Annotated in this window: 20 protein-coding genes; 9 read left to right on the top strand and 11 right to left on the bottom strand. The window is 47.6% G+C overall.

Annotated features, from left to right (window positions below):
• Positions 1-97: 97 nt before the first annotated feature.
• The 4 genes from KDD36_09455 (at position 98) to KDD36_09440 (ending at position 3,584) form a co-directional block, all read left to right on the top strand.
• A complete protein-coding gene (locus KDD36_09455; protein MCB0396868.1) occupies positions 98-1,030 on the top strand; it encodes a pyridoxal-phosphate dependent enzyme in 933 nt (310 codons plus the stop codon).
• 71 nt (positions 1,031-1,101) lie between these two features.
• Positions 1,102-2,103, top strand: coding sequence for a glucosaminidase domain-containing protein (locus KDD36_09450; GenBank protein MCB0396867.1), 1,002 nt, complete (start codon positions 1,102-1,104; stop codon positions 2,101-2,103).
• Positions 2,104-3,063: 960 nt separating this feature from the next.
• A complete protein-coding gene (locus KDD36_09445; protein ID MCB0396866.1) occupies positions 3,064-3,303 on the top strand; it encodes a hypothetical protein in 240 nt (79 codons plus the stop codon).
• A complete protein-coding gene (locus KDD36_09440) occupies positions 3,294-3,584 on the top strand; it encodes a type II toxin-antitoxin system RelE/ParE family toxin (protein MCB0396865.1) in 291 nt (96 codons plus the stop codon). The genes KDD36_09445 and KDD36_09440 overlap by 10 nt, the downstream gene beginning before the upstream one ends.
• Positions 3,585-4,007: 423 nt before the next feature.
• Here KDD36_09440 and KDD36_09435 read toward each other — a convergent pair whose 3' ends face one another.
• The 5 genes from KDD36_09435 to KDD36_09415 form a co-directional block, all read right to left on the bottom strand.
• On the bottom strand, positions 4,008-5,408 hold the full coding sequence (locus tag KDD36_09435) for a hypothetical protein (GenBank protein ID MCB0396864.1): 1,401 nt from the start codon (positions 5,406-5,408) through the stop codon (positions 4,008-4,010).
• The gene (locus tag KDD36_09430) at positions 5,405-7,048 is read right to left on the bottom strand and encodes a hypothetical protein (GenBank protein ID MCB0396863.1); all 1,644 of its coding nucleotides are present in this window, start codon (positions 7,046-7,048) and stop codon (positions 5,405-5,407) included. Before KDD36_09430 ends, KDD36_09435 begins: the two co-directional genes overlap by 4 nt.
• Positions 7,049-7,464: 416 nt before the next feature.
• Positions 7,465-10,122, bottom strand: a complete 2,658-nt coding sequence (locus tag KDD36_09425; protein ID MCB0396862.1) for a hypothetical protein — start codon at positions 10,120-10,122, stop codon at positions 7,465-7,467.
• Positions 10,123-10,193: 71 nt separating this feature from the next.
• Positions 10,194-10,799, bottom strand: coding sequence for a ribonuclease HII (locus KDD36_09420; GenBank protein MCB0396861.1), 606 nt, complete (start codon positions 10,797-10,799; stop codon positions 10,194-10,196).
• A complete protein-coding gene (locus KDD36_09415; protein ID MCB0396860.1) occupies positions 10,796-11,923 on the bottom strand; it encodes a glycosyltransferase family 4 protein in 1,128 nt (375 codons plus the stop codon). Before KDD36_09415 ends, KDD36_09420 begins: the two co-directional genes overlap by 4 nt.
• A gap of 137 nt (positions 11,924-12,060) precedes the next feature.
• Between KDD36_09415 and KDD36_09410 the strand changes: the two genes are divergently transcribed.
• The 5 genes from KDD36_09410 to KDD36_09390 all read left to right on the top strand — a co-directional run bounded on the left by KDD36_09410 (position 12,061) and on the right by KDD36_09390 (position 18,183).
• The gene (locus KDD36_09410; protein MCB0396859.1) at positions 12,061-12,831 is read left to right on the top strand and encodes a class I SAM-dependent methyltransferase; all 771 of its coding nucleotides are present in this window, start codon (positions 12,061-12,063) and stop codon (positions 12,829-12,831) included.
• 34 nt (positions 12,832-12,865) lie between these two features.
• Entirely contained in the window at positions 12,866-14,305 is a 1,440-nt protein-coding gene (locus KDD36_09405; protein MCB0396858.1) for an oligosaccharide flippase family protein, read from the top strand.
• Positions 14,306-14,702: 397 nt separating this feature from the next.
• Positions 14,703-15,737: a hypothetical protein gene (locus tag KDD36_09400; protein MCB0396857.1), complete on the top strand. Its 1,035-nt coding sequence runs from the start codon at positions 14,703-14,705 to the stop codon at positions 15,735-15,737.
• Position 15,738: 1 nt separating this feature from the next.
• Positions 15,739-16,695, top strand: a complete 957-nt coding sequence (locus tag KDD36_09395; GenBank protein ID MCB0396856.1) for a hypothetical protein — start codon at positions 15,739-15,741, stop codon at positions 16,693-16,695.
• Between the two features lie 3 nt (positions 16,696-16,698).
• The gene (locus tag KDD36_09390; GenBank protein ID MCB0396855.1) at positions 16,699-18,183 is read left to right on the top strand and encodes an O-antigen ligase family protein; all 1,485 of its coding nucleotides are present in this window, start codon (positions 16,699-16,701) and stop codon (positions 18,181-18,183) included.
• Here KDD36_09390 and KDD36_09385 read toward each other — a convergent pair.
• The 6 genes from KDD36_09385 to KDD36_09360 form a co-directional block, all read right to left on the bottom strand.
• The gene (locus tag KDD36_09385; GenBank protein MCB0396854.1) at positions 18,139-19,410 is read right to left on the bottom strand and encodes a PP2C family protein-serine/threonine phosphatase; all 1,272 of its coding nucleotides are present in this window, start codon (positions 19,408-19,410) and stop codon (positions 18,139-18,141) included. The two genes, KDD36_09390 and KDD36_09385, sit on opposite strands and share 45 nt — an antisense overlap.
• Positions 19,411-19,426: 16 nt before the next feature.
• On the bottom strand, positions 19,427-20,365 hold the full coding sequence (locus KDD36_09380; GenBank protein ID MCB0396853.1) for a UDP-3-O-(3-hydroxymyristoyl)glucosamine N-acyltransferase: 939 nt from the start codon (positions 20,363-20,365) through the stop codon (positions 19,427-19,429).
• Positions 20,366-20,374: 9 nt separating this feature from the next.
• Complete coding sequence (gene efp, locus KDD36_09375) at positions 20,375-20,941, bottom strand: elongation factor P (protein MCB0396852.1); 567 nt, start codon at positions 20,939-20,941, stop codon at positions 20,375-20,377.
• Between the two features lie 40 nt (positions 20,942-20,981).
• Positions 20,982-21,602, bottom strand: coding sequence for an ABC transporter ATP-binding protein (locus tag KDD36_09370; GenBank protein MCB0396851.1), 621 nt, complete (start codon positions 21,600-21,602; stop codon positions 20,982-20,984).
• A complete protein-coding gene (lpxA, locus tag KDD36_09365; GenBank protein MCB0396850.1) occupies positions 21,574-22,386 on the bottom strand; it encodes an acyl-ACP--UDP-N-acetylglucosamine O-acyltransferase in 813 nt (270 codons plus the stop codon). Before lpxA ends, KDD36_09370 begins: the two co-directional genes overlap by 29 nt.
• Before the next feature lies 1 nt (position 22,387).
• A partial coding sequence (locus tag KDD36_09360; protein ID MCB0396849.1) for a bifunctional UDP-3-O-[3-hydroxymyristoyl] N-acetylglucosamine deacetylase/3-hydroxyacyl-ACP dehydratase occupies positions 22,388-23,582 on the bottom strand: 1,195 nt, incomplete at its 5' end.

The following is a 23,582-nucleotide window of genomic DNA, read 5'->3' as shown; positions in this document are numbered from 1 at the left end:
ACCTCTATTTTCTTATCATCTGGCATCTTAATCTAAACCTTAAACTTTGAACCTTAAACCTTAATCCGTCCAAACCGGAACTGTATACCTTTGCCTTATGGACTTTCTTCAACTACCCTCACCCGTTATGCGTATCGAGCGACCTGCATTTGAGCGTGCAGGCATGGAGGTGTGGATGAAGCGTGATGACCTCATTCATGAGGAGATATCCGGCAATAAGGCCAGAAAGCTGCTTCCTGTGTTGAACGATTTTCCGTATTCGGGCAAGACCGGAATCCTTACGGTGGGTGGGGCCTACTCAAATCACATCGCCGCAGTTGCAGCAGCAGGAAGGGAAATGAATATCCCCACTGTGGCCGTTATTCGCGGCGAAGAAGCGGATCATTTAAACCCCACCCTTAGCTACGCCACGCAGCAGGGTATGAAGATCACGTATGCAGATCGGGATACGTACCGCAGATACCGAGATGATGCGACTTTGCTTGTAAATAAGTATCCGGATCATTACCTGATTGCGGAAGGGGGGAAAGGGGTAGCGGGCGCCTTGGGTTCTATGGCCATCCTTGAAGAAACAACCAATGACTATGACCTGGTGACTGTTCCATGTGGAACCGGGACGACCCTGGCCGGATTGATATTGTCGGCCTCAGAGGGCACGAAGGTAACCGGATTCGCCGTCTTCAAGGAAGCGCCATGGATGGTTGGAGACGTTCAGGAGATGTTGGATGAGGCGATGCCAGGCCTGGGTTTCGAGAACATATCATGCACATGGGAGGTAACGACCCACGATCCTTACGGTGGTTATGCGAAGTGGACCCCTGAACTTTTGGAGTACATCACCTCGTTTTATGACAGTACAGGTGTGCTTCTGGACCCGGTCTATACCTCCAAAATGATGCTTGGGTTGGAGAAAAAAGCGTTATCCGGCTTGTTGCCAGAGGGTATCCGGGTGCTGGCCATCCACACCGGTGGACTACAGGGATGGCTAGGCTTTGAGGAGCGGTGGGGCATTCGTCGCCCGGACAAATGAACAATGCCCTGTGAAAAACCTGATCTTTGCCGGTCTCCGGAGGCACTCAGGCTGTCGTAATTTTATGGGTTATGAAGAGGATCGGATCATATATCGTCTTTTTTTCTCTGATGTCACTGGCATTTTCCGGAGTGGCAGGTCAGCAGATGACGGCCAACGATTACATCGAAAGATTCCGGGATATGGCCATAGCCAACATGAAGGAGATGGGCGTACCTGCCAGCATCACCCTTTCCCAGGGCATGCTCGAGTCAGGCAATGGCAACAGCAGACTTGCCGTCAAAGGCAACAATCATTTCGGGATCAAGTGCCATAGCGACTGGAAAGGAAAAACCATCCATGAGAATGATGATTCGCGGCATGAGTGTTTCCGAAAATATGATTCCGTTCAGGAGTCTTATCATGATCACGCCGCCTTTCTGAAGAATAAATCCCGCTACGCCTTTCTCTTCGATCTGCCCGTTACCGACTATAAAGCATGGGCACACGGACTTAAAAAAGCGGGATATGCCACGAATCCGCAATATGCCCAGCGTTTGATCAGGATCATAGAAGAGTATCACCTTTACGATTACGACGTGGGTGTGGAAGTCCCCAAAAAAGAAACGGACGTCGTGGTGATCAAGACAAACCAGAAAGAACCGGTACGTAAAGACAAAACACCGGCCCGGAAAAAGCGGAAGATGGACGGGGAGGGTAGCGCCATTGTCGGGGAAGTGGGTCTTTCCGCCCAACGCGAGGTGGCATACAACAACCATACGCCGTATGTGATCGCCAAAAAAGGAGATACCTTTTACCGGATAAGCAAGGAGTTCGACATGGACCTCTGGCAGATCCATAAGTACAATGATTTTGAAAAGGATCATGTCCTTAAAGAAGGGGAGAAGATTTACATCAAGCCCAAGCGGAGAAGGGTACCGGAAAGCGCGCATATCGCAGTGGCCGGAGAAACCCTGCATGACATCTCCCAGAAATACGGCATTAAGCTGAAACATCTGGCCCGGTATAATAACTTCCAAAAGGATGAGGTGCTCAAGGAAGGGCAGAAGGTGCTTTTGAGGAAGCCGAGCTGAGGTTAATCCCTATTAAAGTTTTCCGGGAGGTTGTGGTTTCAAGGCACGGATTACAAATCCGCGCCAGCTTAGGGTTGCAAATCCGTGTGAGCCACGAGCGCTTTTGACGATAAATCAACTCAGTGATCTGTGTGTGTTCTCCTAAAACTCTGTGTTAAAAAAGATTTATCACAGAGAAAAATGAAGAGACACAGAGTTCACAGAGAAGGGTGCTTTGCTAAGGTCCCTTTCCAGCAGTTGCTAAAACGAAATGATCAGAAAATATCCATACATATTGTTGCTACTTTTTGTGGGCATATCCCATGCCTATCCCAAGGGCATTGGAGGAACATACCAATTGTGCATGACCATTTTGGATGACGCTACAAAATCACCATTGTCTAACACGGTATTGGTCATGAATGGAGATACCGTTAAAACAGATGTCAATGGAAATATTGTGTATGATGTGAAATGGGAGACTGCCTGCGGGTTCAGACTTAATATAATTCAACGGTGGAAAGCCAGTAATAGAATGAACCCAAAGTATATTCTGATAACCAAAGACGGCTGTTCAAAACAAATTAAGAATAGGTGGAGGAAATATGGTCGTCGGCAGCATGGTAATTCAGGTCGCAAACCTTATGAGGTTCGTATTTCCTGGTGTACATGAAACCTTCACTTGTCGCTCCTTAGCTATACTATCCCCGGTCACTTCATATTAACTCTGTGATCTCCGTGCGTTCTCCAATGCTCTGTGATAGGAAAAAGGATTTAACACAGAGGTAAAATGGAGGCACAGAGCTCACAGAGCGTAGGGCTTTGAATCGTTTCTTGTTTCAAAGTTTGCCGGTGGATGGATTCATTGTACGAGTTAATTTTAAATCCGTTAGTAGGGCTAATTTTGGAATGCCTTCCGGCATAGGGCATGGCAACCGTTTACGGTAAATATTCGTTAACTTTGTTTAAAAGCAGTCCACTATGGATCTACAGGCAGAAATCAAATGGCTCAAAGCGGAATTGGATAAGGTCAAAGACCCTTCATTTATTCATGTGATCAAATCGCTGTTTAGATACCGGAACGGGCAATTGGAAAATGACTGGTGGGATGAGATCAGTGAAGAAGAAAAAGGGGAGATCGAAGAAGGGATTAGGCAGGCAGATAAAGGAGATGTCATTTCGCATGCCCAAATGAAAGACAAACACAAGAAATGGCTTTAGAAATTATCTGGACCCCCAGGGCAAGTGAGGGGTTTGATAAGATTATAGCGTATCTTGAAGAGGAGTGGACAGAGCGGGAAGTGGGAAACTTTGTTAAGCAAGTTTACAGTTTTTTAGATCAACTAGCGGAATATCCCCATTTGTTAAAGCCATCGGCTAAAAAGCTCATCCAAAGGGGGCCGATCAACAAACACACCATACTTACCTACCGGATCAAACCGCGTAAAAAGCAGATACAGTTGCTTAATATCAGGACTGCTCGTCAACATCCACAGAAATAAAAATTTTGTTGCTGGTGCAAGTTTTTGCGAGGGCTTTTCGGGAAGTTAATTCGTGTATTGTATTAATTCATTTTACACGAGCCAGCCAGACGCGCTTTTGACGATATATAAACTCCGTGATCTCTGTGCATTCTCCCAAACCTCTGTGTTAAATGTGTTAAAAAATAAGTCTAACACAGAGATAAAAGTGAGATACAGAGTTCACAGAGCGTAGGGCTTTGATCGTGATGATTGCTGGTACGGATTATCAACTTTAGTCGGTCATTGCCTATATTTCGTAGCAGATGCTACAGAATAGTAAGACGAAGGTGAAACCTTCGCCCAACGCCCCGAGGGGGTTGCGCATTGAAGAGAACGGTTCACAGAGAAGGGTGCTTTGATAAGGTTGTTTGAAAGTGGGTGTCAGCAAAAGCTTTTTAATCGTCACTCTACTGATTCGCCTTCCTCAGGTTCTTCGATATCTTCCAGCTGATCAAATTCATCATCCGGTTTTTCCGGCTTGGCATATTTCCTGGCGCCTAATACAATATACATGCCCATGTGTACATTAAAGGCCTTGGTGTGCTGCGGACGCAATACCCCGATCAAATTATCAACCAGACAATAGGTCTGGAACGGGCCCATTCTGACCGTAGCCCCGAAGCCCAGGTTCCTGAAATCACCGTTGATTACGGAATAGCTGATCATGGAATTGAACTTGCCCTCATTTTGCTGGCTATAGTATACCGTGAATGACGGATACCATTTCTTGTTATAGATCTCTGTGTAGATCAGAAATCCGGCTACGCTGTTGTCGTTGGGCTTGAATGTGGTGCTTGCGTAAAGCTTTGTGTTCAGGTTGGTCCGGTAGTAGGAGACCGTATCCTTCACATCAAACGCATCGCTGACAGAGTCCATGATCTCCTGGAAAGGATCTCCGCCATCACCGGTGGAGAATTTGCTGATGTCCAGACCAGTGAATGTATAACTTCCCTTGGCGCTGTAATTGTGAATGTTGTCCCGCCAGTAGATGTAGCCCATGTCCACCGCACTCAATGCAAAAGACCACTTGTCATTCAGTCTGTATTTGGCTCCGAAATCAAAACCGGTCCCGGCATTCGCTGAATTCAGTATGTAGTCACCAACAGCGAAGTTGTCATTGTCAAACGGGAGAGATGTGTTGACCAGAACATCCGTGGCAGCCGTGATATGGTATGTTGTTGAGGAATCCGTAAAGATGCTTACGTTACTCTTTTGCGTGGTGACATTGGCTTTGCCGTAGAGGAATTTCAGACGCATGCCCACATTTACTTTTCCGATCTTTTTCCCAACACCCAGCGAGTAATCTCTGAAATGGGTCATGTTGAGGCCAATGCCGTCCAGACTGGCGGTTTCATTCAGGAAAGCACCGTTGCCGTTGTATGCCAGCCTGATCAGGTCTTTCGGGAATGCAAAATTCATATTGATCCGTTCCGTAACGAAGGCGCTGAAGTAAAATGATTTTCTCCTGATCCCTATTGAAAAAAGCTCGGTCTCGAAATTCACCGAGAACAGATTGTTCTTTTTCAGCTTACTGATGAAATGATCCACATCCACCGCCAGGTCACCCTTATCATTGTACCTGATCAGGTCGCTGTACTTCCAACCGGAGCTGGTGATGCTTGTGTACATGGAGGAGAAAACCGGAAGACCTACAAAGCCATTGTTTTTAGGAAAGAATGCCGGATTGGTGTGGATGGTTCCCGGAACATTGTCCGTAAAATGCAGGTTGAGATGCATCTGCGCATTTGCCGTAAACCCTGACACAAAGATCAGGACAGCCAATATTAAAATTCGCGTCCTCATTTCTTCGTATCCACTTTAAGTTTGACCTGTGCCCCCATTTCTATTCCCAGGTTGTTATCCGCATAGAACTTCACGGGATCACTGCCGTTGTTGTAGGTTCCAAGGTTCGCACGGATCTTAATGTAACTGGCATCAAACAAACTGTTGATGCGTTCGGTTCCGAAGGAAATGTACTTAAGCGTTGGTGTACTGCTGACCACCTTCCCACTTGCATCAACCACGCCGGAGGTCATGATGTTTTCATACGGATTAATAAGTGAGTCAAGGGTCTTGTAGAGGCTATCCATGAAGTAGATCTGCACACCTACATCCACCGGAAATCCATTGTTCGTAACAAGCTTAAAAAGCAATTGCTCAATCTCCGCCGACCCATCCGCCGAAATGTTATCGACATTGAACGGAATGGTATCAATGAGTGAAAACCCGGTAGCGGTTCCGTGTAAAGGAAGAATGATCTCGAAGTCTACATCAACGGTGCTGGTGTCCAGAACAAAGTTGTAAACATTCTTTCCGCTCGGATTCACGTTGGCGTCTATCTGGTGGATGATGTATTGGGGAACGAACGAGATGATGTCCCGGATGTTGGTGGTGGACTTGTTGATGTTGAGGGTGGTGATCTTGGATTCTCCGACCTCATTTGCCTTGGGATAGTTGATGACGAGCGGATTGGGAATCCCGCTGCCTGTGATCGGAAGGGTGCCTTTGTCGCGGTGATAGGCTTCCAGGATATTGAAGGTCCCGCTGATCTCAGCACCGTAGGAGTTGTGGATGTTGAGATTGATCTCCGGATCATCGAACCACAGCGTGCCGTCAATGGAGTTGGCAAACATATCCAGTTTCACGGAATCCTGATCGAAGTTCATGGTGCGTTGCCCCACATAACCATAGATCGCACTGAACTGATTGTCGATAAAGGAAATGTTGATGGCCGCCTGATCTCCCGCGGAAATCGGGTTGCCTGAGTTCACAATGTTGAGGCTGAAGCCGATCTCAAATTCGTTGAAAGCACTGCCGCCGCGCGAAAGATCAAGTTTGTAATTGGCAAGGTCATAGTCCCTCAGTGTTACAATGGGCACGCTTCCCTGATACTGCACGGGGATTGTTTTGTGAAAGGAAACACCCTTATAGGTAAGCTTGGGAATATCAATGACGATATTGGCATTGTGTTGAAAGTCGGATGCGATCTGGATTTTAAGCTTGGAACTTTTCAGGATGATGGAATCCAGTTCTTCGTCGTTCTTTACAGTGTAGCTGTACGTAGTTGATTTGGAGATGCTGAATGTACCGGTACCCAGCAAGGCCGAAATGTCCGGGCCGGTCATGACAAAACTTTCTGCCAGGTATTGGTCCTGAAGCGGTATCAGTTGCCCTGCCTGAATGGACGAAAGTGCACCGGCATAAGCAATGGTCAGAAAGCCTGTGCTATCCTGAGTGATAATGTCATCTGCATTGACGGTGCTTATCACATCTGCCAGACTCAGATTTGAATTGACCAATGGAACCGCAAGATGCGGGTTCCATTCAAGCGGTTCCAGGTTTTGTACATCCAGGTATCCCTCGGTACATGAAACCATGTTTACGACGGCAAACAGACAGGTAAGCTGCGCCATCCCTTTTTTTATGTTCTTAGCGACGTTCATAATCATTATACTGGCGCTTGTACGGCCGAATGTGGATTTGGTTCGGAAATGGGAAATGTAGTTGACAGTTGGTAGTAGGCAGGAGGCAGTCCGGAACCTGAATGTTTATTGGGAATGTTTTGGTAATGGACATCAGACATTAGAAAATAGAACAGAGAGATTGGGGCATTTAGATTTCTCGCTTCGGAATGACTCAAATATGTTAATTCAACGAGGAAGGATACTACCGGCTAAACCTCCATTTCTCTGCATACAATACACGTTGATCAATTCGATCATCAGGATATTTACACCCGGTATCTATTTTCTAATGTCTGATATCTATTTTCTGATTTCCATTGTCCGATCACGCATGTCCATGGCCTCAATATCATACGGGGGCCAGACTGCCTCCTGCCTACTACCAACTGCCTACCCTAGTTGGCTACATCCTTGCTTAGCCGGTATATCAGCAACCTGTTGCCGCCGCCGCCGGTGATCAGTTCGAAGGTACCATCCCGGTCCAGGTCCTGCACCCTGAACCCGATGTATCCGTCAACCGGGAAACCGGGTACCTGGCTTCCGTTGGCATTGAACAGATACACATGATGGCTTTTTTGATCAAGTAACCCGATCCTGGTATTGTTGGATGAGAATGAAAGTGCAAGTGGGCGGAACGCCACGTTTTGGTTGAAAGTGAATTCGAAAACCGTTTCGGCATTTTGGGTGTAAACCGTTAGCCGTTGTTTGTCCTGGATCACATATTCCGGTTCCCGGTCGCCCGACACTTGTGTATAGATCATGCGATGATGACTACCTGCCGGTGGAAGTGTCTGAGTGGTCACCTTACCCGACGTGGATATACGCAGTCCGTTGCCGGTGGAGTCAGTTGAAACAAAATCCTTGCTCCGTTCATCCAGGGTAATGCCATTCTCAGGGGAAATGATCACTTCTTCTCCGAGTGTTATGCGAACCTCTCCTCTTCGATTCAGGAAGTAAGGCTTGCCCTTGTCGGTAACGGCAACAATGTAATCCTTTCCGGCAATGGAGTATAAAACCGGTGGCTGGTCTATATTTCCACGTTCTGCCTTGAAATCCCATCCTTTCACCGTTTTGCCGTCTATATCCAGGTTCTGAATAATACCGCCATCAAGCGGGACAAGGATGCGGTAATCGCGGTTGTTGTCATAATCCAGGACTGCGATACCCGTGGTTGCAGGTTTGCTCAGTTTCAGGGGATATCCGGTGACATCCTTTCCGTTCCTGTCAATCTGATACAGGTGTGTTCTGGTATTGAACATGATCTGTAGCTTGCCGTTTCTGTATCGGTCCACCTGAATCGCTTCACCCAGGATTCTCTCTGGAATCTGCTTTTTCCATAGGATTTCCCCTTTACCATTGACCAGGTAGAGTTGGTTCCCTGCATCCTGCACAAGCACTTCCCGGGTGCCATCATAGTGATTCTTGATCACAAAAGGTTCCAGTACCAATGCATCATCCAGTTCTACGGTGGTGACCTCGGAAGATCGGACCTCCTTCCCTTTGCGTTCCTCATCCCTATAGGGATGGTATTTGGCATAGAGGTCCAGGTACCAGCGATGGGCCTGTGGTTTTAGCTGAAGGGTTACCGCGTCGAATTGTTTACTTAATGTGGTGGTATGCAGAAGGGCAGTGTCAGACTCCTCATTCACCACGGGCCTCAGCCACTTTCCTATTTCCGGAAGATTCAGATAAAACATCAGTCCTTCTCCGGGTGCCACATCCTTCATGAAATTGTTATAACGGATACTGCGATGTAAGGTGTTTTCTGTTTCAAAGGCGTCGAAAACCGCCATCAGTGCACCGGTGTCCGCAGCGATCAACAGGTAGTCGTTCAGCGCTGCAACATATTTCCATTTGGATTGTCCCAAGGGAAAACCACTGAACGGATGCCAGGTGGTATCCTCATTCAACGGATATATGTTGAAGACCCCTTTGTAGATGAATGGTGATTGGTCATTGCTGATCCGGTTCACTGCAGTTGTTGCATCGGCAGTTTGCCAGAAAGAGATTAATGCCAGGCCGGTGTCGATGGGTATGGTTGCGCATCCTGCCAATGCACCCATTAACTGGTCATGTTCCAGGTCGTCTTCGCCGGTTAACGGCAGATCCGGCGTAAGCATGCTATCTCCCTCTATGGCAAGGTAAGCGATGCAGTTTTCCGGTAGCAACTCGGTGTAACGGGGGATGTTGCGGTTGCCTGTAGACAGATGGCTAAGCAGGGAGGAACCTTGTGCTGTGGGAATGGCAAACCCGAACATGCGGATGGTCTCTGTTCGCAGATCGAGGTCCGCTTCCATCCATCCGTTCTGATCGGTAATAAATGAGAGAGGGGATGCAAATTCGGGATCAAGATAGCTTTCAGTCCATCTCTTCAGCAAAGGGAATGAAAGGAATATATTGGCATCGGCGTGGTCCAATGCCGTCCGACGCAATTCGGAAAAGGCCTCGTCTTTGTTGATGCCTGTTGCTGTTTCCAAGGTAGTTGCAGCTTCTTCCACCAGATGTGAATGTGGACTTACAAGCAACAAGTGATTCTTTAGCATACAGAAGAGGGTGGGTTTGTCTCCACCTCCCTGCCATTCGTGCAATGTGCCTTTTTTGGTTTGATGGGCCGTGTGCCTGTAGCCTTTTAATCCTGTAGTAACAAGTGCAATGAGTATTGTCTCATCCCATGAGACCGGCAGGCCGGCAGTGACGAGCACCAAAGGATCAGACTCGCTCCGTCCGTGAAACGAGAAATGAATGGCGGGCCATGACAGGATTTGCCGTTGTTCCAGCCATTCGTTGCCCATAGCTTCCATGGCAGGCATCAGGGTTTTTATATCGCTGAAGACCGGATGGGTCAGCAGACTATCCCAGTAAGTGGTTTCTCTTTTTAGTTTCTGGTGAAAAGCGGGAAAATCCCGGATGGTGATCACGGCCAGTGCCGAAGAGGGAATGGCAGTCGTGGATTCCGGCCCTGTCGCAATCTCCCGCTTAAAGTAGAAGTACCCGCCAGCGGAGATGGCGATCAATGCTACGGATAAGAACAGGATCAGGAGCGTTTTTTTCATCCTTTACCGGCTACGTTTTTATTGCGCCGGCCTGGGTGTCAAAATTAGTACTTATTTGCCAAGATAGAAACTCAAAGGGGCAGGACGGTCTGTTTGCTGTTCAGCGAAAAGCTGCGCCGGTGAAACGGTGTCGGGCCATGTTCCGCCAATGCCTGACGATGTGCTGTTGTTGGATATCCCTTGTTATCCTGCCAATGATAATCCGGGAATTTCTCATGTAACCGCATCATGTATTCGTCGCGATGGGTCTTTGCTAAAATGGAAGCGGCGGCGATTGACCGGTATTTTCCATCGCCTTTTATGATGCATACATGATTTGTCTGACCATAAGGTTTGAACCGGTTTCCGTCGATCAGCAGGAGTTCAGGTTTTTCTGATAACTGATCAATGGCACGGTGCATGGCCAGGAACGAAGCATTCAGGATGTTGATCTGATCGATCTCTTCCGGGGTTACCACACCCACCGCCCAGGCTACCGCATGAGTTTCTATGATAGGTCTTAGCTGATCTCTGGCGGATGCGGTTAATTTCTTTGAGTCATTTAACAATGGGTGATCAAAATCATCGGGTAGGATGACTGCTCCGGCGAATACGGAACCTGCGAGGCACCCGCGTCCTGCTTCGTCGCAGCCGCACTCGATCAGTCCTTTCTCAAATCGTTTAAGCAGCTTACTCATGGTGTCATGGCCTTTTCCATGCATGTCCATAATTTCTCACTGGTCTGTTGCCAGGAAAACATTTTTGATCGCTCCCTGCCTTTGGCGGCCAGGTCTTTTTGCAAAGCCGGATCGTTGGCCAGGCGTTTCATGGCAGCGGTAATTTCATCCACCGAATAAGGATCGACGATCAACGCTGCATCGCCTGCTACCTCCGGCATGGATGAGGTCGAGGAACATATCACCGGTACGCCGCATTGCATCCCCTCCAGAATGGGTATACCAAAGCCTTCGAACAAGGGTACGTAAGTAATGGCCAGGGAAGCACCTAAGAGGAGTTTCAGTTCATCAGGGTCCTTTCTCCCTAAAAAATGAACGTCCTGCCGGTATTGCATGGATTGGTATGCGACCTCCATTTCGTCGGACCACCATTTCTTTTGCCCCACGATCACCAACTGAACTTCCGAATCTACCTCCTTGCAAAAGGCGTCAAAGGCCAACAACAGCCGGTCCAGATTTTTTCTTGGCAGGAGCGCTCCGATGAAGAGAAAATAAGGCTTGCCTCCCGTATACTTTTTTCGCGTCTCTATGATCTGTTCATCGTTAATCGGCCTGTAAATTTCGTTGGCCCCATTGTAAACCACATCAATGAGGTTTTCTGGAATGCCGTAACACTGCTGTATGTCTTTCTTGGAAAATTCGGAAACCGTGGCTATGCGGGTTGCTTTCTTTGCAAATGCCGGAAAAAACCGGTGGTAATATTTACGCATAAGAAAGGGGACGTCCTGGGGCCTGTGCTCAAAGTTCAGATCGTGGATCACGCTGACGGAACGCACGTTGGTCCTGAGCGAAAGGAAGCCATCGGGGGAGAGGAAGAGGTCTGCCTTTACACGTCCTAACCCATATGTGACAGCCCATTGAAACCAGATGTAGAACAGGATCGGATGTCTGGCTTGTGGCGATAGAACCACAGGCTTCACGTTATCGGCAAAAATAAATTCTTCATGTGGTTTCCGATCAAAGAAAAAATAGAAGGTGTGTTCTGCGTGTTGCGTGGTGATGCGTTGCAAGGTCTCCCGCGTAAACCATCCGACCCCTTCAAGTTTATTGGGGAGAAGAATTCTAGTATTGACCGCAATGTTCAAGTCAGGCAGTTTGGTGGTTAAAGGTAGAAATTTTGATGGGTGATCCGCTTTACGCCTCAGGAGATAAGTGGTCATGAAAAATGGGATTTATGCCCTGAGCTTTGTATGTTTGCATGCTTTTTATCAGGCTGTAGCGCATGAATTATCAACCTCAACCGTATTGGAATGAAGTGGCCCGGGAAATCCGGGACCGGTCAGGTAGCAAGGTAATTGCAGGAGATGACAGTCCGTATTACCGTTACAAGCGGCAGAGGTTCGAATCCATGCTGGGCGCCATTCAATTTTCCGGAAAAACAGTTCTGGAACTGGGTCCGGGTCCGGGTGCCAACCTCAGGATCGTTCAGGCACAATCACCAAAGCGGTTGCTGGCGTGTGACGTGTCGGAAGAGATGATTCAGCTGGCAAAGGCCAATCTCAATGGCATCGCGGATAAGATCGAATTCATGCACATCGATGGAAAGCGCCTCCCTCTTGAAGATGGTTCCGTGGAGGTGGCCTTTGCATCCACTGTGTTGCAGCACAATACGGAAGATGCCATGATGGAAAGTATTCTGACCGATCTGTGCAGGGTAAGCGGGAATGAAGTTCATATATTTGAGGAGACCAACAAGCGCAAAACAGGCACGGAGTTGTGTATGGCCCGTCCGGTGAATGAGTATCAACGCATTTGTGAAGCCGCCGGTTTCGAACTGAAGGATGTGGAGTATATCAACATCAATGTCAGCTACGTGGTGTGCGGCATCATCAATAAGTTGTTCAATGCCAACAGCCGGAAGGAAGGTCAGCCGATATCACGCTTGTCGTTTGCATTGCAATCGTTGTTGTTGCCTGTGACCCGGATATTTGATAAGGTATTCGGTGTGCGAAAAAACCTGACCAGGATGAGCTTCAGGAGAAAAACCGAATAGCTCACTGTTTCCGGGGAGATGATCAGTTGCCGCCATGCAAAAGAAATTTTTTTCCAATCTTCTCCTTTTACTTTTTCTGAATCTTCTGATCAAACCCTTTTGGGTACTCGGGATTGACCGGGCTGTACAAAATGCGGTAGGTCATGAGATCTACGGCGAGTATTTCGCGCTTTTCAATTTCTCCTTTCTTTTCAACATTTTGCTGGACCTGGGCATCACCAACTACAACAACCGGAATATCGCCCAGAACAGCAATGTGCTTACCAAGTTCTTCGCCCGGATCTTCATCCTCAAACTCTCTCTGGGGCTCATTTTCCTGACCGTTACCATTATTCTGGGTTTCATCATTGACTACACCGCAGATCAGGTCAAGCTTCTGGTTTTTCTGGTGTTTAACCAGTTCCTTATCAGTCTCACCATGTACCTCCGGTCCAACATTGCCGGACTGCATTTATTCAAACATGACAGCTTTATATCCATTCTGGACCGCACCCTGATGATCTTGTTTTGCGGATTGTTGCTTTGGGGACCTGACATCGGTGTGACCCTGAACATTCATATGTTCGTTTACATCCAGACCCTGGCCTATGGATTAACTGCCCTGGCTGCGTTGTGGGTGGTGGTGACTAAGACAGAGAACCTGCTGTTTAAATGGGATTGGCCGTTCATCGTGGTGGTCGTGCGGCAAAGTTTTCCGTTTGCCATCCTGGTTTTATTGATGTCCTTTTATAACCGGGTGGATACGGTCATGCTCGAGCGTATGCTGGACAATGGTGCGGAAGAGTCCGGGATATACGCCGCCGGCTTCCGCTTGCTGGATGCGGCCAACATGATCGCCATGTTGTTTGCCGTGATCCTCCTCCCCATGTTCTCAAGAATGTTGCGGCAAAAGGAGGATGTCCGGGAACTGATTCTTCTTTCAGTGCGCTTGCTTATCGTACCGGCGATCGTATTGTCTGTGACGTGTTATTTCTATAGCGTTCCCCTGATGGATTTGCTTTATGACAGCAAGGTGAATGAATCGGCCAGGGTATTTGGGATCCTGATGTTTTGTTTTGTGGCGATTTCTACGACATACATTTTCGGAACACTGCTTACGGCCAACGGGAACCTGAAACAACTCAACGGAATGGCCACCCTCGGTATCATCATTAATGTGGGCCTCAATTTATGGTGGATACCCGCTTACCAGGCACAGGGTTCTGCCATGGCCAGTCTGGCCACCCAGTTCTTTACCGCCGCCGCACAGGTCTGGATTGCATGGCAGGTGTTCCGATTCAAGCCCAAATGGGACATCATTATACGTTTGATCATCTTTACCGCCGGGGTATGGGGTTTGGGTGTTGCCCTTGACCATCAGACATGGCCGTGGCTCTGGCGTATCGCGGTGATGATCGGTGTATCCGTGCTTTGGTCTTATGTCACCGGCCTTCTGAGCATCAGGATGCTTTACAGGATACTGAAGTATGGGTAGGTCGTTTGATAATAGATATCAGACAATAGACAATAGAAAGAAGACACAAGTCAATTGTTGCGGAGTTGTTATATAGATCCCTCGCTGTGCTTCGGGATGACAGAATTTAAAGGGTTACGGAAAGATAAAAGCGCACGACTGAGTCGTCAAAAACCCCAAATGTCAGTCGTGCGCTTTTATCTTCCTTCTTATTAAACACAACGGTCTGGTGTCATCCCGAAGCGCAGCGAGGGACCTGTCATCAACCCCATTTGCATTCAGAACCTCCGCGTATCGCAATCAGAATATCTTCCGGTCATTTCCGGTTCGGATCTAACTACTATCTACTAACGACTATCCACTAGCCACCAATTACTTAATTTCGCTACCTTTGGCCCCTTCACAGTGATAGTAACTTATGTCTAACGTGGATTTTGGCAAAAAGGAATTCGACTCCGGAGACCTGCTGCATTTTCTGAGCAGATGGTTCAGGCCGTTGTTCATTATTTCCATAGCTGCCGCATTATTGTCTTCCGTAGCTTCTTTTCTGATTGATGAGAAATATAGTTCTACGGTGATCCTCTTCCCGGTAAGTACCAATTCCATTTCAAAGGCCCTTTTATCTACCCAAACCGGTTCTAAAACGGACATTCTGGAATTCGGTGAGGAAGAGCAGGCGGAACAGCTGTTGCAGATTCTTCATTCCGATGAGATCAGGGACAGGATCATTGAAAAGTATGACCTTATTCATCATTATGATATTGATACAAGCAGTCGCTTTCCCAAGACGGCATTGTTTGAGGAGTTTGAGAACAATATCACCTTTGAACGGACAGAGTTCATGTCTGTAAGGATTGAGGTGCTTGACAAGGAACCTGAACTGGCAGCCAGGATTGCTAATGATATCGCTGCACTTTCGGATTCTGTCCGTCACAGGATGCACCGGGAAAGAGCCATCAAGGCACTTCGGATTGTAGAGCAGGAATATGATCAGAAAGTAAAGGAAGTTCATGCCCTTGAGGATTCACTGACGACACTGCGCCGGTGGGGTGTTTACGATTACCATGTGCAAACGGAGGTATTGACGGAACAGAGAGCCCAGGCACTGATCAAAGGAAATCAGAATGTGGCCCGTGAGATAGACCGCACATTTGAATTGCTTGCCAAATATGGCGCGGCATCTGTTGCCATTACTGACCAGTTACACAAGGAATACAACAGGCTCGCAGAACTGAAAGAGCGGTATGAGGAGACGAAGGTGGATGTGCAGGAGGAACTGCCTTTCAAGTTCGTGGTGGACCGTGCCGTCGCATCGGAAAAGAAAAAATATCCGATCCGATGGCTGATTGTGGCCGTTTCTACGTTCTCTGCTTTTCTGCTGTCCATTCTGACGATCGCGATATTGGAAAAATGGAGATCCATAAGGATGCAGTCAGGGTCAAACAAGCTATGATATGTCTGAACGTCTTGAAAATAAGGACATCGTTACGATTTTTCTGAAGTGGAAGAAAGTTCTGGCGGTGATATTGATCGCTTCTGCCATTCTTTCTGCCGTGTTCTCATCGCCTTATTTTATTCAGCCGAAATATAAGTCCCTGGCTGTTATCTACCCGGTGAATATTTCCACTTTCGGTAGTGAATCAGAAGTGGAGCAGGCGCTGCAAACGCTCAGGTCGGATGACATCAAAGCCACCATGATCGATGAGTTTCATCTGGTGGAACACTATGAACTTGATGCAGGATTGCCTGCGATAGGAACGATCGTGCGCCGGGAGTTCGAGGAAAATGTGAATATCTCTAAGACAGAATTCGAGTCGATTGAGATCGAAGTTTACGACAAGAAGCCCGAACGGGCGCTGGCCATGGCAGAGCGTATCATTGAGTTATACAATGCGAAGATACTCTACATGAGGCGCGACAAGACCCGTGAAGTGATGATGACCATTAAGCACCAAATGGAGATAAAGGCTGCGGAAAGTGATTCTCTGGAGAAACAGGTGAGTGAAATGCGTATGAAATATGGTCTGCTCGATTATGGTGTTCAGACGCAGGAAGTGCTCAGAGGCTATTACCGGGGAATGTCCGAACCGGGTTTCTCCACGAAAGAAGCGCAACAAATGGAGGAGGTGATCAACAACCTCAAGCAACATGGAGGCTCGTTTGTAGAAAAGTCAGAGAAAGCGTGGCGTGCCAGAAATGAGTTCCTGGATCTGAAGAATCAATTTGAGAATGCGCGCAAGGATATGGAGCGCGAACAAAGCTTCGCGAATATCATTTCCAAGCCCCTGCTGCCGGACAAGAAAGCTTACCCGGTTCGATGGCTCATCGTACTGGTTACCACACTGGCATCCATTTTCTTTACCTTTCTTGTTATTGTTTGGCTGGAAAGTTACAGGAATGATGAGTTATAGGCCATGGCCCAACTGGCAATCAGATCATACAAAACCTTTATCCTTTATGTCGTAAGCGGACTGTTCCTGCTTCTGAACTGTCTGCTGATCGCCCATGAGGTTTATTGGTTCCTGCTCTTTCCGATCGCTATGCTCATCATCTGGCTGGCCATCTTTCACCTGGATTTATTGCTGCTGCTGACCGCCTTTCTCGTTCCGCTTTCGGTCAACCTCAAAGACATATCATTCGGGGTGGGGATGAATATGCCCACAGAACCAATCATGTTCGGTGTGTTGGTTTTATTTACCATACGGCTTTTTGCAGACAGGGGATTACCGCGGGAACTGCTCAGGCATCCGGTCAGCGTAGCCATTCTCATCAACCTCTTCTGGTTATTTATCACTACCCTTACCAGTCAGATGCCTGTGGTGTCTGCAAAGTTCCTGATATCCAGGTTGTGGTTTGTTGTGGGTTTTTTCTTTTTCGGGGTGCGGATATTCAGGGATATGCGCTATGCCCGCTCCTTTATGTGGTTGTATATCTTCTCCCTTATTTTCGTGATCCTGTTTGCATTAGGTCAGCATGTGCAATTCAACTTCGATGAGCAGTCCGCACACTGGGTCATGCATCCTTTTTACAATGACCACACCGCTTATGGGGCGGCGCTGGCCATGTATTTCCCGTTTATTGTCAGCGCCTGTTTTGATAAGACGATCCCACCGGACAGGAAACTTCTGGTCATTTTTGTTGGCGTGTTGTTTACCGTGGCCATTATCTTATCATATACCCGTGCCACCTGGGTAAGCCTGGTGGGGGTTTTTGGCCTGTATCTTCTGTTCAGGGCCGGGGTTAAATTGAAACACCTCGCTATGGTGGGTGTGGCTGCGCTCATTTTATTCTTTACCTATCAGGATGAAATATTTCTCAAACTTGAAGGGAATCGACAGGATTCTTCCACACAGCTTTCGGAACACGTTCAGTCCATATCAAACATATCCACGGATGCGTCGAACCTTGAGCGTATCAACCGATGGAAATCGGCATTCAGGATGTTCAGGGAAAAGCCTTTTGTGGGCTGGGGACCGGGGACCTATGCTTTTCAGTATGCACCCTACCAGCGGTCCGCCGAGCTTACCATTATCAGTACCAATGCCGGGGATATGGGTAACGCGCATAGTGAGTATATCGGGCCTATGGTGGAAAGCGGCGTGTTCGGTCTGATATCGTTTTTACTGGTGATCATCACCATATGCCATACCTTTTCAAAGATCATGGTAAAGGGGCGTCACACCAGGGAGGTCCGCCACATGGCCATAGTCATCTTTCTCGGTTTGACTACTTATCTCATTCATGGTTTCCTGAATAACTTCCTGGATACGGATAAGGCTTCCGTGCCTTTCTGGGGTTTTGCCGCCATTTTGGTGGCCCTGGATATTTATGGGAAACGCAAAAATGCCGGTGGCTTAAATGAACCGGCAGCTGAAAAGAGCCACATCATCCAGAAATGATTTCTCGCCTTTGTGTAGTTCCAGATGTTCGAAGATGATCTGATTGAGCTTCTCGGCAGTCCGGTCGGCATTCTGAAGGATCACGTTGCTTAACCGTTCCAGGCCAAAGTCCTGTCCGAGTTCATCTTCCAGCTCGATCACACCGTCGGTATAGCATACCAGGGTGGAATTTGGCGGAATATGGACGATGCCTTCGTGAACAGAAGGCATTTCATCAAACATACCCAGGCCGGGACAACCGGTCTTCAGAAGAGAAATTTGGCCTCCATGACATAGTACGGGCGGGTTGTGACCGGCATTCACATAATGAAATGCCCGGGTGACGCGGTTATAACGGCCTATGAAGAAGGTGATGAACTTTTCACCCCGTGCGCTCTCCATCACCGATTTGTTCAGCTCATAGATCGCATCGGTCAGGTTGTTTGAATAGCGGTAGCTGGCGCGCAGGTTGGCCTGGAAGTTGGACATCAGAATGGCTGCGGATACGCCTTTCCCGGAAACATCAGCAATACACATTCCCAATTCATTTTCCCTGGCTTCGGAAAAGTCGTAGTAATCCCCGCCTACTTCCTGGTTGGGCTTGTATATGGCCGCCATTTCGTAGAACTCATTATGCGGAAGTTTGGTGGGGATCAGCATGGCTTGCATCTGGCCGGCCAGTTCAAGTTCCTTCCGTGTACGTTCCTGTTTGATACGCTCTCTTGCCAGGATCTTATTTTCAAGGGCAACCACCAGGATATTGGTGAGAATCTCCAGGAATGGTACGTGCTGTTCCCGGAATTCCGTGCGGTCTGTTTTCTCCGGAAGACCACCGATCAACAGGTAGGCAAGGGGTCTTGACTTATGGAATACCGGAATGATCAGGTTGAAGGCATTAAGATATGCTTTCAGTGATTTGCTGGTATGGGTTGGTAGTTTCAGGTAGAGCAGGTCATTCTCCACATTGATCTCTTTGTACTCGTTCTCAATACCGTAGTGCATGATGCACTTCCAGTTCTGCTCGTTTCTGAACAGTGCCAGTTTCCCGATCCCCAGGTGCTGTTGCAAGACCACCCTGTAAATCTGAAGCAGCTGTTTCTGAGAAAAGTTGTTGTTGATTCCCTTGGTGACCTCGAGCAGGGACATCAGCATGATATCCCTTGGTTCCGTGTTCTGCAGGGATTGTAATGAGTCTATGAATTTATATTCATTGCGACTTTTCTCAATATCCTTCAGTGAAAATGACATGGATATGCTTTGCAGATTACGGTTTATTGTTTTTTCTGATCAGGTCAGGTAATTGTTTCATGGCAATGAGTTCCCTCATCTTTTTTGGTGCTTCCTCAGCGGGAGAACCGAAGTAGGTCTGATGGCCACTCACGGATTTTAGCAGTCCGGACTGCGCAAGCACAACAGCATGATCGCCAATGGTTATTTTGCTTGGTACCCCCACTTGTCCCCATAGTGTCACATGATCACCGATGGTTACCACACCGGCTATGCCTACCTGTGCGGCGAACAGGCAATGTTTGCCAACAATGGTGTCATGTCCGATATGTACGTGATTGTCGATCTTGGTGCCTTCACCGATCCGTGTTTCATGGGAAACACCCCGGTCGATGGTACATGATGCTCCGATCTCTACATCATCTTCAATGATGACCTTTCCACAACTGATCATCTTATCATAGCCGCTGCTTCTTTTCTTATAGTAGAATGCATCGCTGCCGATGGTGGTCTGGGCGTGAATGATTACCCGGTTTCCGATGACCGTATTCGGGTAAATGCACACGTTAGGGTAAAGAATGCAATCGTCTCCGATGGTCACATCTTCTCCAATAAAAACCCCGGGGAACAGCTGCACATTGGCTCCAATCTTTGCATCAGGGTGTATGTTTGCCCCCGTTGGTTGTGAGATTGAGAAGAAGTGCCGGACAATAGCATTATACGCATTAAAAGGATCTTCGCAAACGATCAGTACCTTTCCTTCGGGACACGCAACTTCTTTATTGATGAGGATGACGGTTGCTGCAGATTCCAGGCAAGTGCTGTAATATTTGGGATGATCCACATACGAGATATCCCCTGCTTCCACCTTGTGTATCTCATTGATACCGGTGGCCTGGATATCTGTTACGCCAATTGCCTTTCCACCGGTAATGGCGGTCAGTTCATGCAATTTGACGGGAGTGGTAAACTTCATAGTTCGGGATCACCCTTTTACGCGTTCACTGTATTTGTAGTCTCTTGTATCAATCTTAATCCGGTCACCGGTGTCGATGAACAAGGGTACCTGTACTATGGCGCCTGTTTCAACCGTAGCAGCTTTCAGGGTGTTGGTGGCGGTGTCGCCCTTTATTCCCGGTTCGGTATATGTAATCTCCAACTCAACAAAAGGTGGTAATTCACAGGATAGTGCTTTTTCAAGGTCGGCATGAAAAAGGATCTCTACATCCTGTCCTTCTTTTAGTAAATCCGGTGCATTGATCAGTTCTTCATTGAGAAACATCTGTTCAAATGTTTCCTTGTGCATGAAATGATATCCGTCGTCATCTTTGTAGAGGAACTGATGCGGGCGGTTTTCAATACGGACGATCTGTATTTTCACACCGGCTGTAAATGTGTTGTCAATGACTTTTCCGGTGTTGATGTTTCTCAGTCGGGTCCGCACAAACGCAGGTCCCTTACCGGGTTTTACATGCTGAAAATCTACGATCTGATAGAGTCCGTGGTTAAACTCGATGCATAGCCCATTCTTGAAGTCAGCGGTTGTGGCCATAATCTAATCTTCGTTCAAAGGTTTGTATAAAGGTACAATATTACTTGAAGTCCGTGATGTCTAAAACGGCATCACAAAAATCATATTCATTTTCCTGGTGATTTGACGCTACCAAACACAGTCGGTCACGGATGTGCATGTTCACGAGGTCACGGTACCACTGAATGCCCTGCCGATCCAGGTTTGACGTGGGTTCGTCAAGTAGTACCACGGGGGTATCTGCTAGAAGTGCAAGGATCAGTTTTACCCGTTGTTTCATGCCTGAAGATAAGTGGCGTATGGCCTTCTGTTTATGAGATGCAAGCCCGGAGGACTCCAGGGCATGACCGAGATCCGCATTGTGGCGCAGTGGTTTGAAACGGAAGTGGAACGACGTCATTTCTTCAAGGCTCAATTCAGCAGGTAATTCCAGGTAAGGTGCGGCCATGGAAATATGTGTGGCATATTGGCTGGAAGAAATCACATGATCATCGGATTCCATGCGAATATTTCCGGAGGTAGGGGAGACATAGCCGGCGATAACCTGAAGAAAAGTAGATTTTCCGGAACCGTTCGGACCCAGAATAGCGGTCGAGTTCGGTTGGGTAAGGGAGAGGTTTACATGTTGGAACAACCTGGTTCCGTGGTAGGACTTACAAATATTCTCTAAGACGATTCTCATTCTTTGTGGAGGCATAGCCTTTCATAATCCCTCGTTCCGAGTCGCGGATAAATGCGATGATCTCATCCCGTTCGGGAGATTGTGGAAACTGTTCAGTAACCATTTCCACGGCCTGTGAGTTGTTCATGCCACTTTGATAAACCACCCGGTAATATTCCTGAATATTGTTGATGGTTTCTGTTTCAAATCCCCTTCTTTTCAAACCGATTGAATTCACACCGGCGTAGGAAAGCGGATCCCTGGCTGCTTTTGTGAATGGTGGCACGTCTTTATTAACGAGAGAGCCGCCTGAGATAATCACATGTTTTCCAATTTTGACAAACTGGTGTATGGCTGATAATCCGCCAATGATTGCATAGTCATCGATCTCGATATGACCTGCGAGGGTAACTCCATTGGCCAGGATGCAGTTGTTCGAAATGATACAGTCATGGGCTACGTGAACATAAGCCATGAGCAGGCAGTTGTTTCCTACTTTGGTCTCATTGTTGGCTTTTGTTCCGCGGTTTACGGTCACATATTCCCTTACGGTGGTATTGTCTCCGATCACTGCAAGGGTGTTCTCTCCTTCAAATTTCAGGTCTTGAGGAATGGACCCGATGACGGCACCCGGATAGATGCGACAATTCTTTCCAATCCTCGAACCACTCATGATCACGGCATTCGGGCCGATCCATGATCCATCCCCTACCTCTACATTGTCTCCGATCGTGGCAAAGGGCTCTATTGTTACATTGGAGCCGATCTTTGCATTAGGATGGATGTTTGCATTACTTGCGTTCATCTTACGTCTTTTTAACCAGTTGCGCCATTAATTCTCCTTCAGTTACCGCCTGATCGCCTACATATGCAGTTCCTTTCATATGACATATTCCACGGCGAATGGGCATCAGGAGTTTGAGTTCAAAGATAAGGGTGTCCCCTGGAACTACCATCTTCTTGAACTTGACATTATCAATTTTAATAAAGTATGTCCAGTAATTTTGAGGGTCTGGTACGGTGTTCAGGGCAAAGATACCACCGGTTTGCGCCATCGCTTCTATCTGGAGAACGCCGGGCATAACGGGGTTTCCGGGGAAATGTCCCTGAAAAAACGGTTCATTCATTGTCACATTCTTTAACCCAACGACATGGTTGTCTGACATTTCCATGATCTTATCCACCAACAGGAACGGTGGTTTGTGGGGTAATATTGAAGCGATCTTCTGGGTATCGTACAATGGTGTTGCACCGGGGTCGTATGTATAGGCGGGCCCGGCTTTTTTGTCCTTGATCATTTTTTTGACGTGCTTGGCAAAAGCCACATTGGAAGCATGACCCGGTTTTTGTGCAACAATGTGTCCTTTGATCGGAATGCCCAGCAGCGCCAGGTCACCTACTACATCAAGTAGTTTGTGGCGTGCCGGTTCATTTTTGTGTCGAAGGGATACGTTGTTCAGGATGCCTTCCTTTTCAATTTTGACTTTTGGTTTATTGAACAATTTGGCGAGGTGCGTGATTTCATCATCCTCCATGACCCGGTCAACAACCACGATGGCATTATCCAGGTCTCCACCTTTGATCAGGTTTTGATTCAGGAGGTATTCCAATTCATGAAGAAAGCAAAAGGTTCTGCTTGTTGAAATCTCATCCTTGAATTCGGAGATATGATTCAGGGTGGCATGCTGGGTGCCCAGGACCGGAGAATTGTAATCGATCATTACGGTAACCTTGAACTCATCCGCGGGCATGGCCATGAACCGGGCGTCCTTCTCCTTATCTTCAAAGGAAAAAGATTGATCAATCGTAAATACCACGCGGTCTTCTTCCTGTTCTACCGTACCAACGGAAAGCAGGGCATCCATAAATTCCCCGGAACTTCCATCCATGATGGGGGGTTCGCTGTTGTCCAGTTCGATCAACACATTGTCTATTTCAAGACCGGCTAGTGCGGCCAGCGTATGTTCCACCGTAAATATCCGCACGCCGTTTTGCTCAAGC

The sequence above is a fragment of the Flavobacteriales bacterium genome, from assembly GCA_020435415.1.
Lineage (GTDB): Bacteria > Bacteroidota > Bacteroidia > JACJYZ01 > JACJYZ01 > JACJYZ01.
Note: the sequence above shows the minus strand (reverse complement) of the source record. Positions and strands in the feature narration are given on the sequence as shown.

Coding starts and splice junctions, on each gene's coding strand:
- KDD36_09455 (MCB0396868.1), top strand. CDS start 98: ATGGACTTTCTTCAACTACCCTCACCCGTTATGCGTATCGAGCGACCT.
- KDD36_09450 (MCB0396867.1), top strand. CDS start 1,102: ATGAAGAGGATCGGATCATATATCGTCTTTTTTTCTCTGATGTCACTG.
- KDD36_09445 (MCB0396866.1), top strand. CDS start 3,064: ATGGATCTACAGGCAGAAATCAAATGGCTCAAAGCGGAATTGGATAAG.
- KDD36_09440 (MCB0396865.1), top strand. CDS start 3,294: ATGGCTTTAGAAATTATCTGGACCCCCAGGGCAAGTGAGGGGTTTGAT.
- KDD36_09435 (MCB0396864.1), bottom strand. CDS start 5,408: ATGAGGACGCGAATTTTAATATTGGCTGTCCTGATCTTTGTGTCAGGG.
- KDD36_09430 (MCB0396863.1), bottom strand. CDS start 7,048: ATGAACGTCGCTAAGAACATAAAAAAAGGGATGGCGCAGCTTACCTGT.
- KDD36_09425 (MCB0396862.1), bottom strand. CDS start 10,122: ATGAAAAAAACGCTCCTGATCCTGTTCTTATCCGTAGCATTGATCGCC.
- KDD36_09420 (MCB0396861.1), bottom strand. CDS start 10,799: ATGAGTAAGCTGCTTAAACGATTTGAGAAAGGACTGATCGAGTGCGGC.
- KDD36_09410 (MCB0396859.1), top strand. CDS start 12,061: ATGAATTATCAACCTCAACCGTATTGGAATGAAGTGGCCCGGGAAATC.
- KDD36_09405 (MCB0396858.1), top strand. CDS start 12,866: ATGCAAAAGAAATTTTTTTCCAATCTTCTCCTTTTACTTTTTCTGAAT.
- KDD36_09400 (MCB0396857.1), top strand. CDS start 14,703: ATGTCTAACGTGGATTTTGGCAAAAAGGAATTCGACTCCGGAGACCTG.
- KDD36_09395 (MCB0396856.1), top strand. CDS start 15,739: ATGTCTGAACGTCTTGAAAATAAGGACATCGTTACGATTTTTCTGAAG.
- KDD36_09390 (MCB0396855.1), top strand. CDS start 16,699: ATGGCCCAACTGGCAATCAGATCATACAAAACCTTTATCCTTTATGTC.
- KDD36_09385 (MCB0396854.1), bottom strand. CDS start 19,410: ATGTCATTTTCACTGAAGGATATTGAGAAAAGTCGCAATGAATATAAA.
- KDD36_09380 (MCB0396853.1), bottom strand. CDS start 20,365: ATGAAGTTTACCACTCCCGTCAAATTGCATGAACTGACCGCCATTACC.
- efp (MCB0396852.1), bottom strand. CDS start 20,941: ATGGCCACAACCGCTGACTTCAAGAATGGGCTATGCATCGAGTTTAAC.
- KDD36_09370 (MCB0396851.1), bottom strand. CDS start 21,602: ATGAGAATCGTCTTAGAGAATATTTGTAAGTCCTACCACGGAACCAGG.
- lpxA (MCB0396850.1), bottom strand. CDS start 22,386: ATGAACGCAAGTAATGCAAACATCCATCCTAATGCAAAGATCGGCTCC.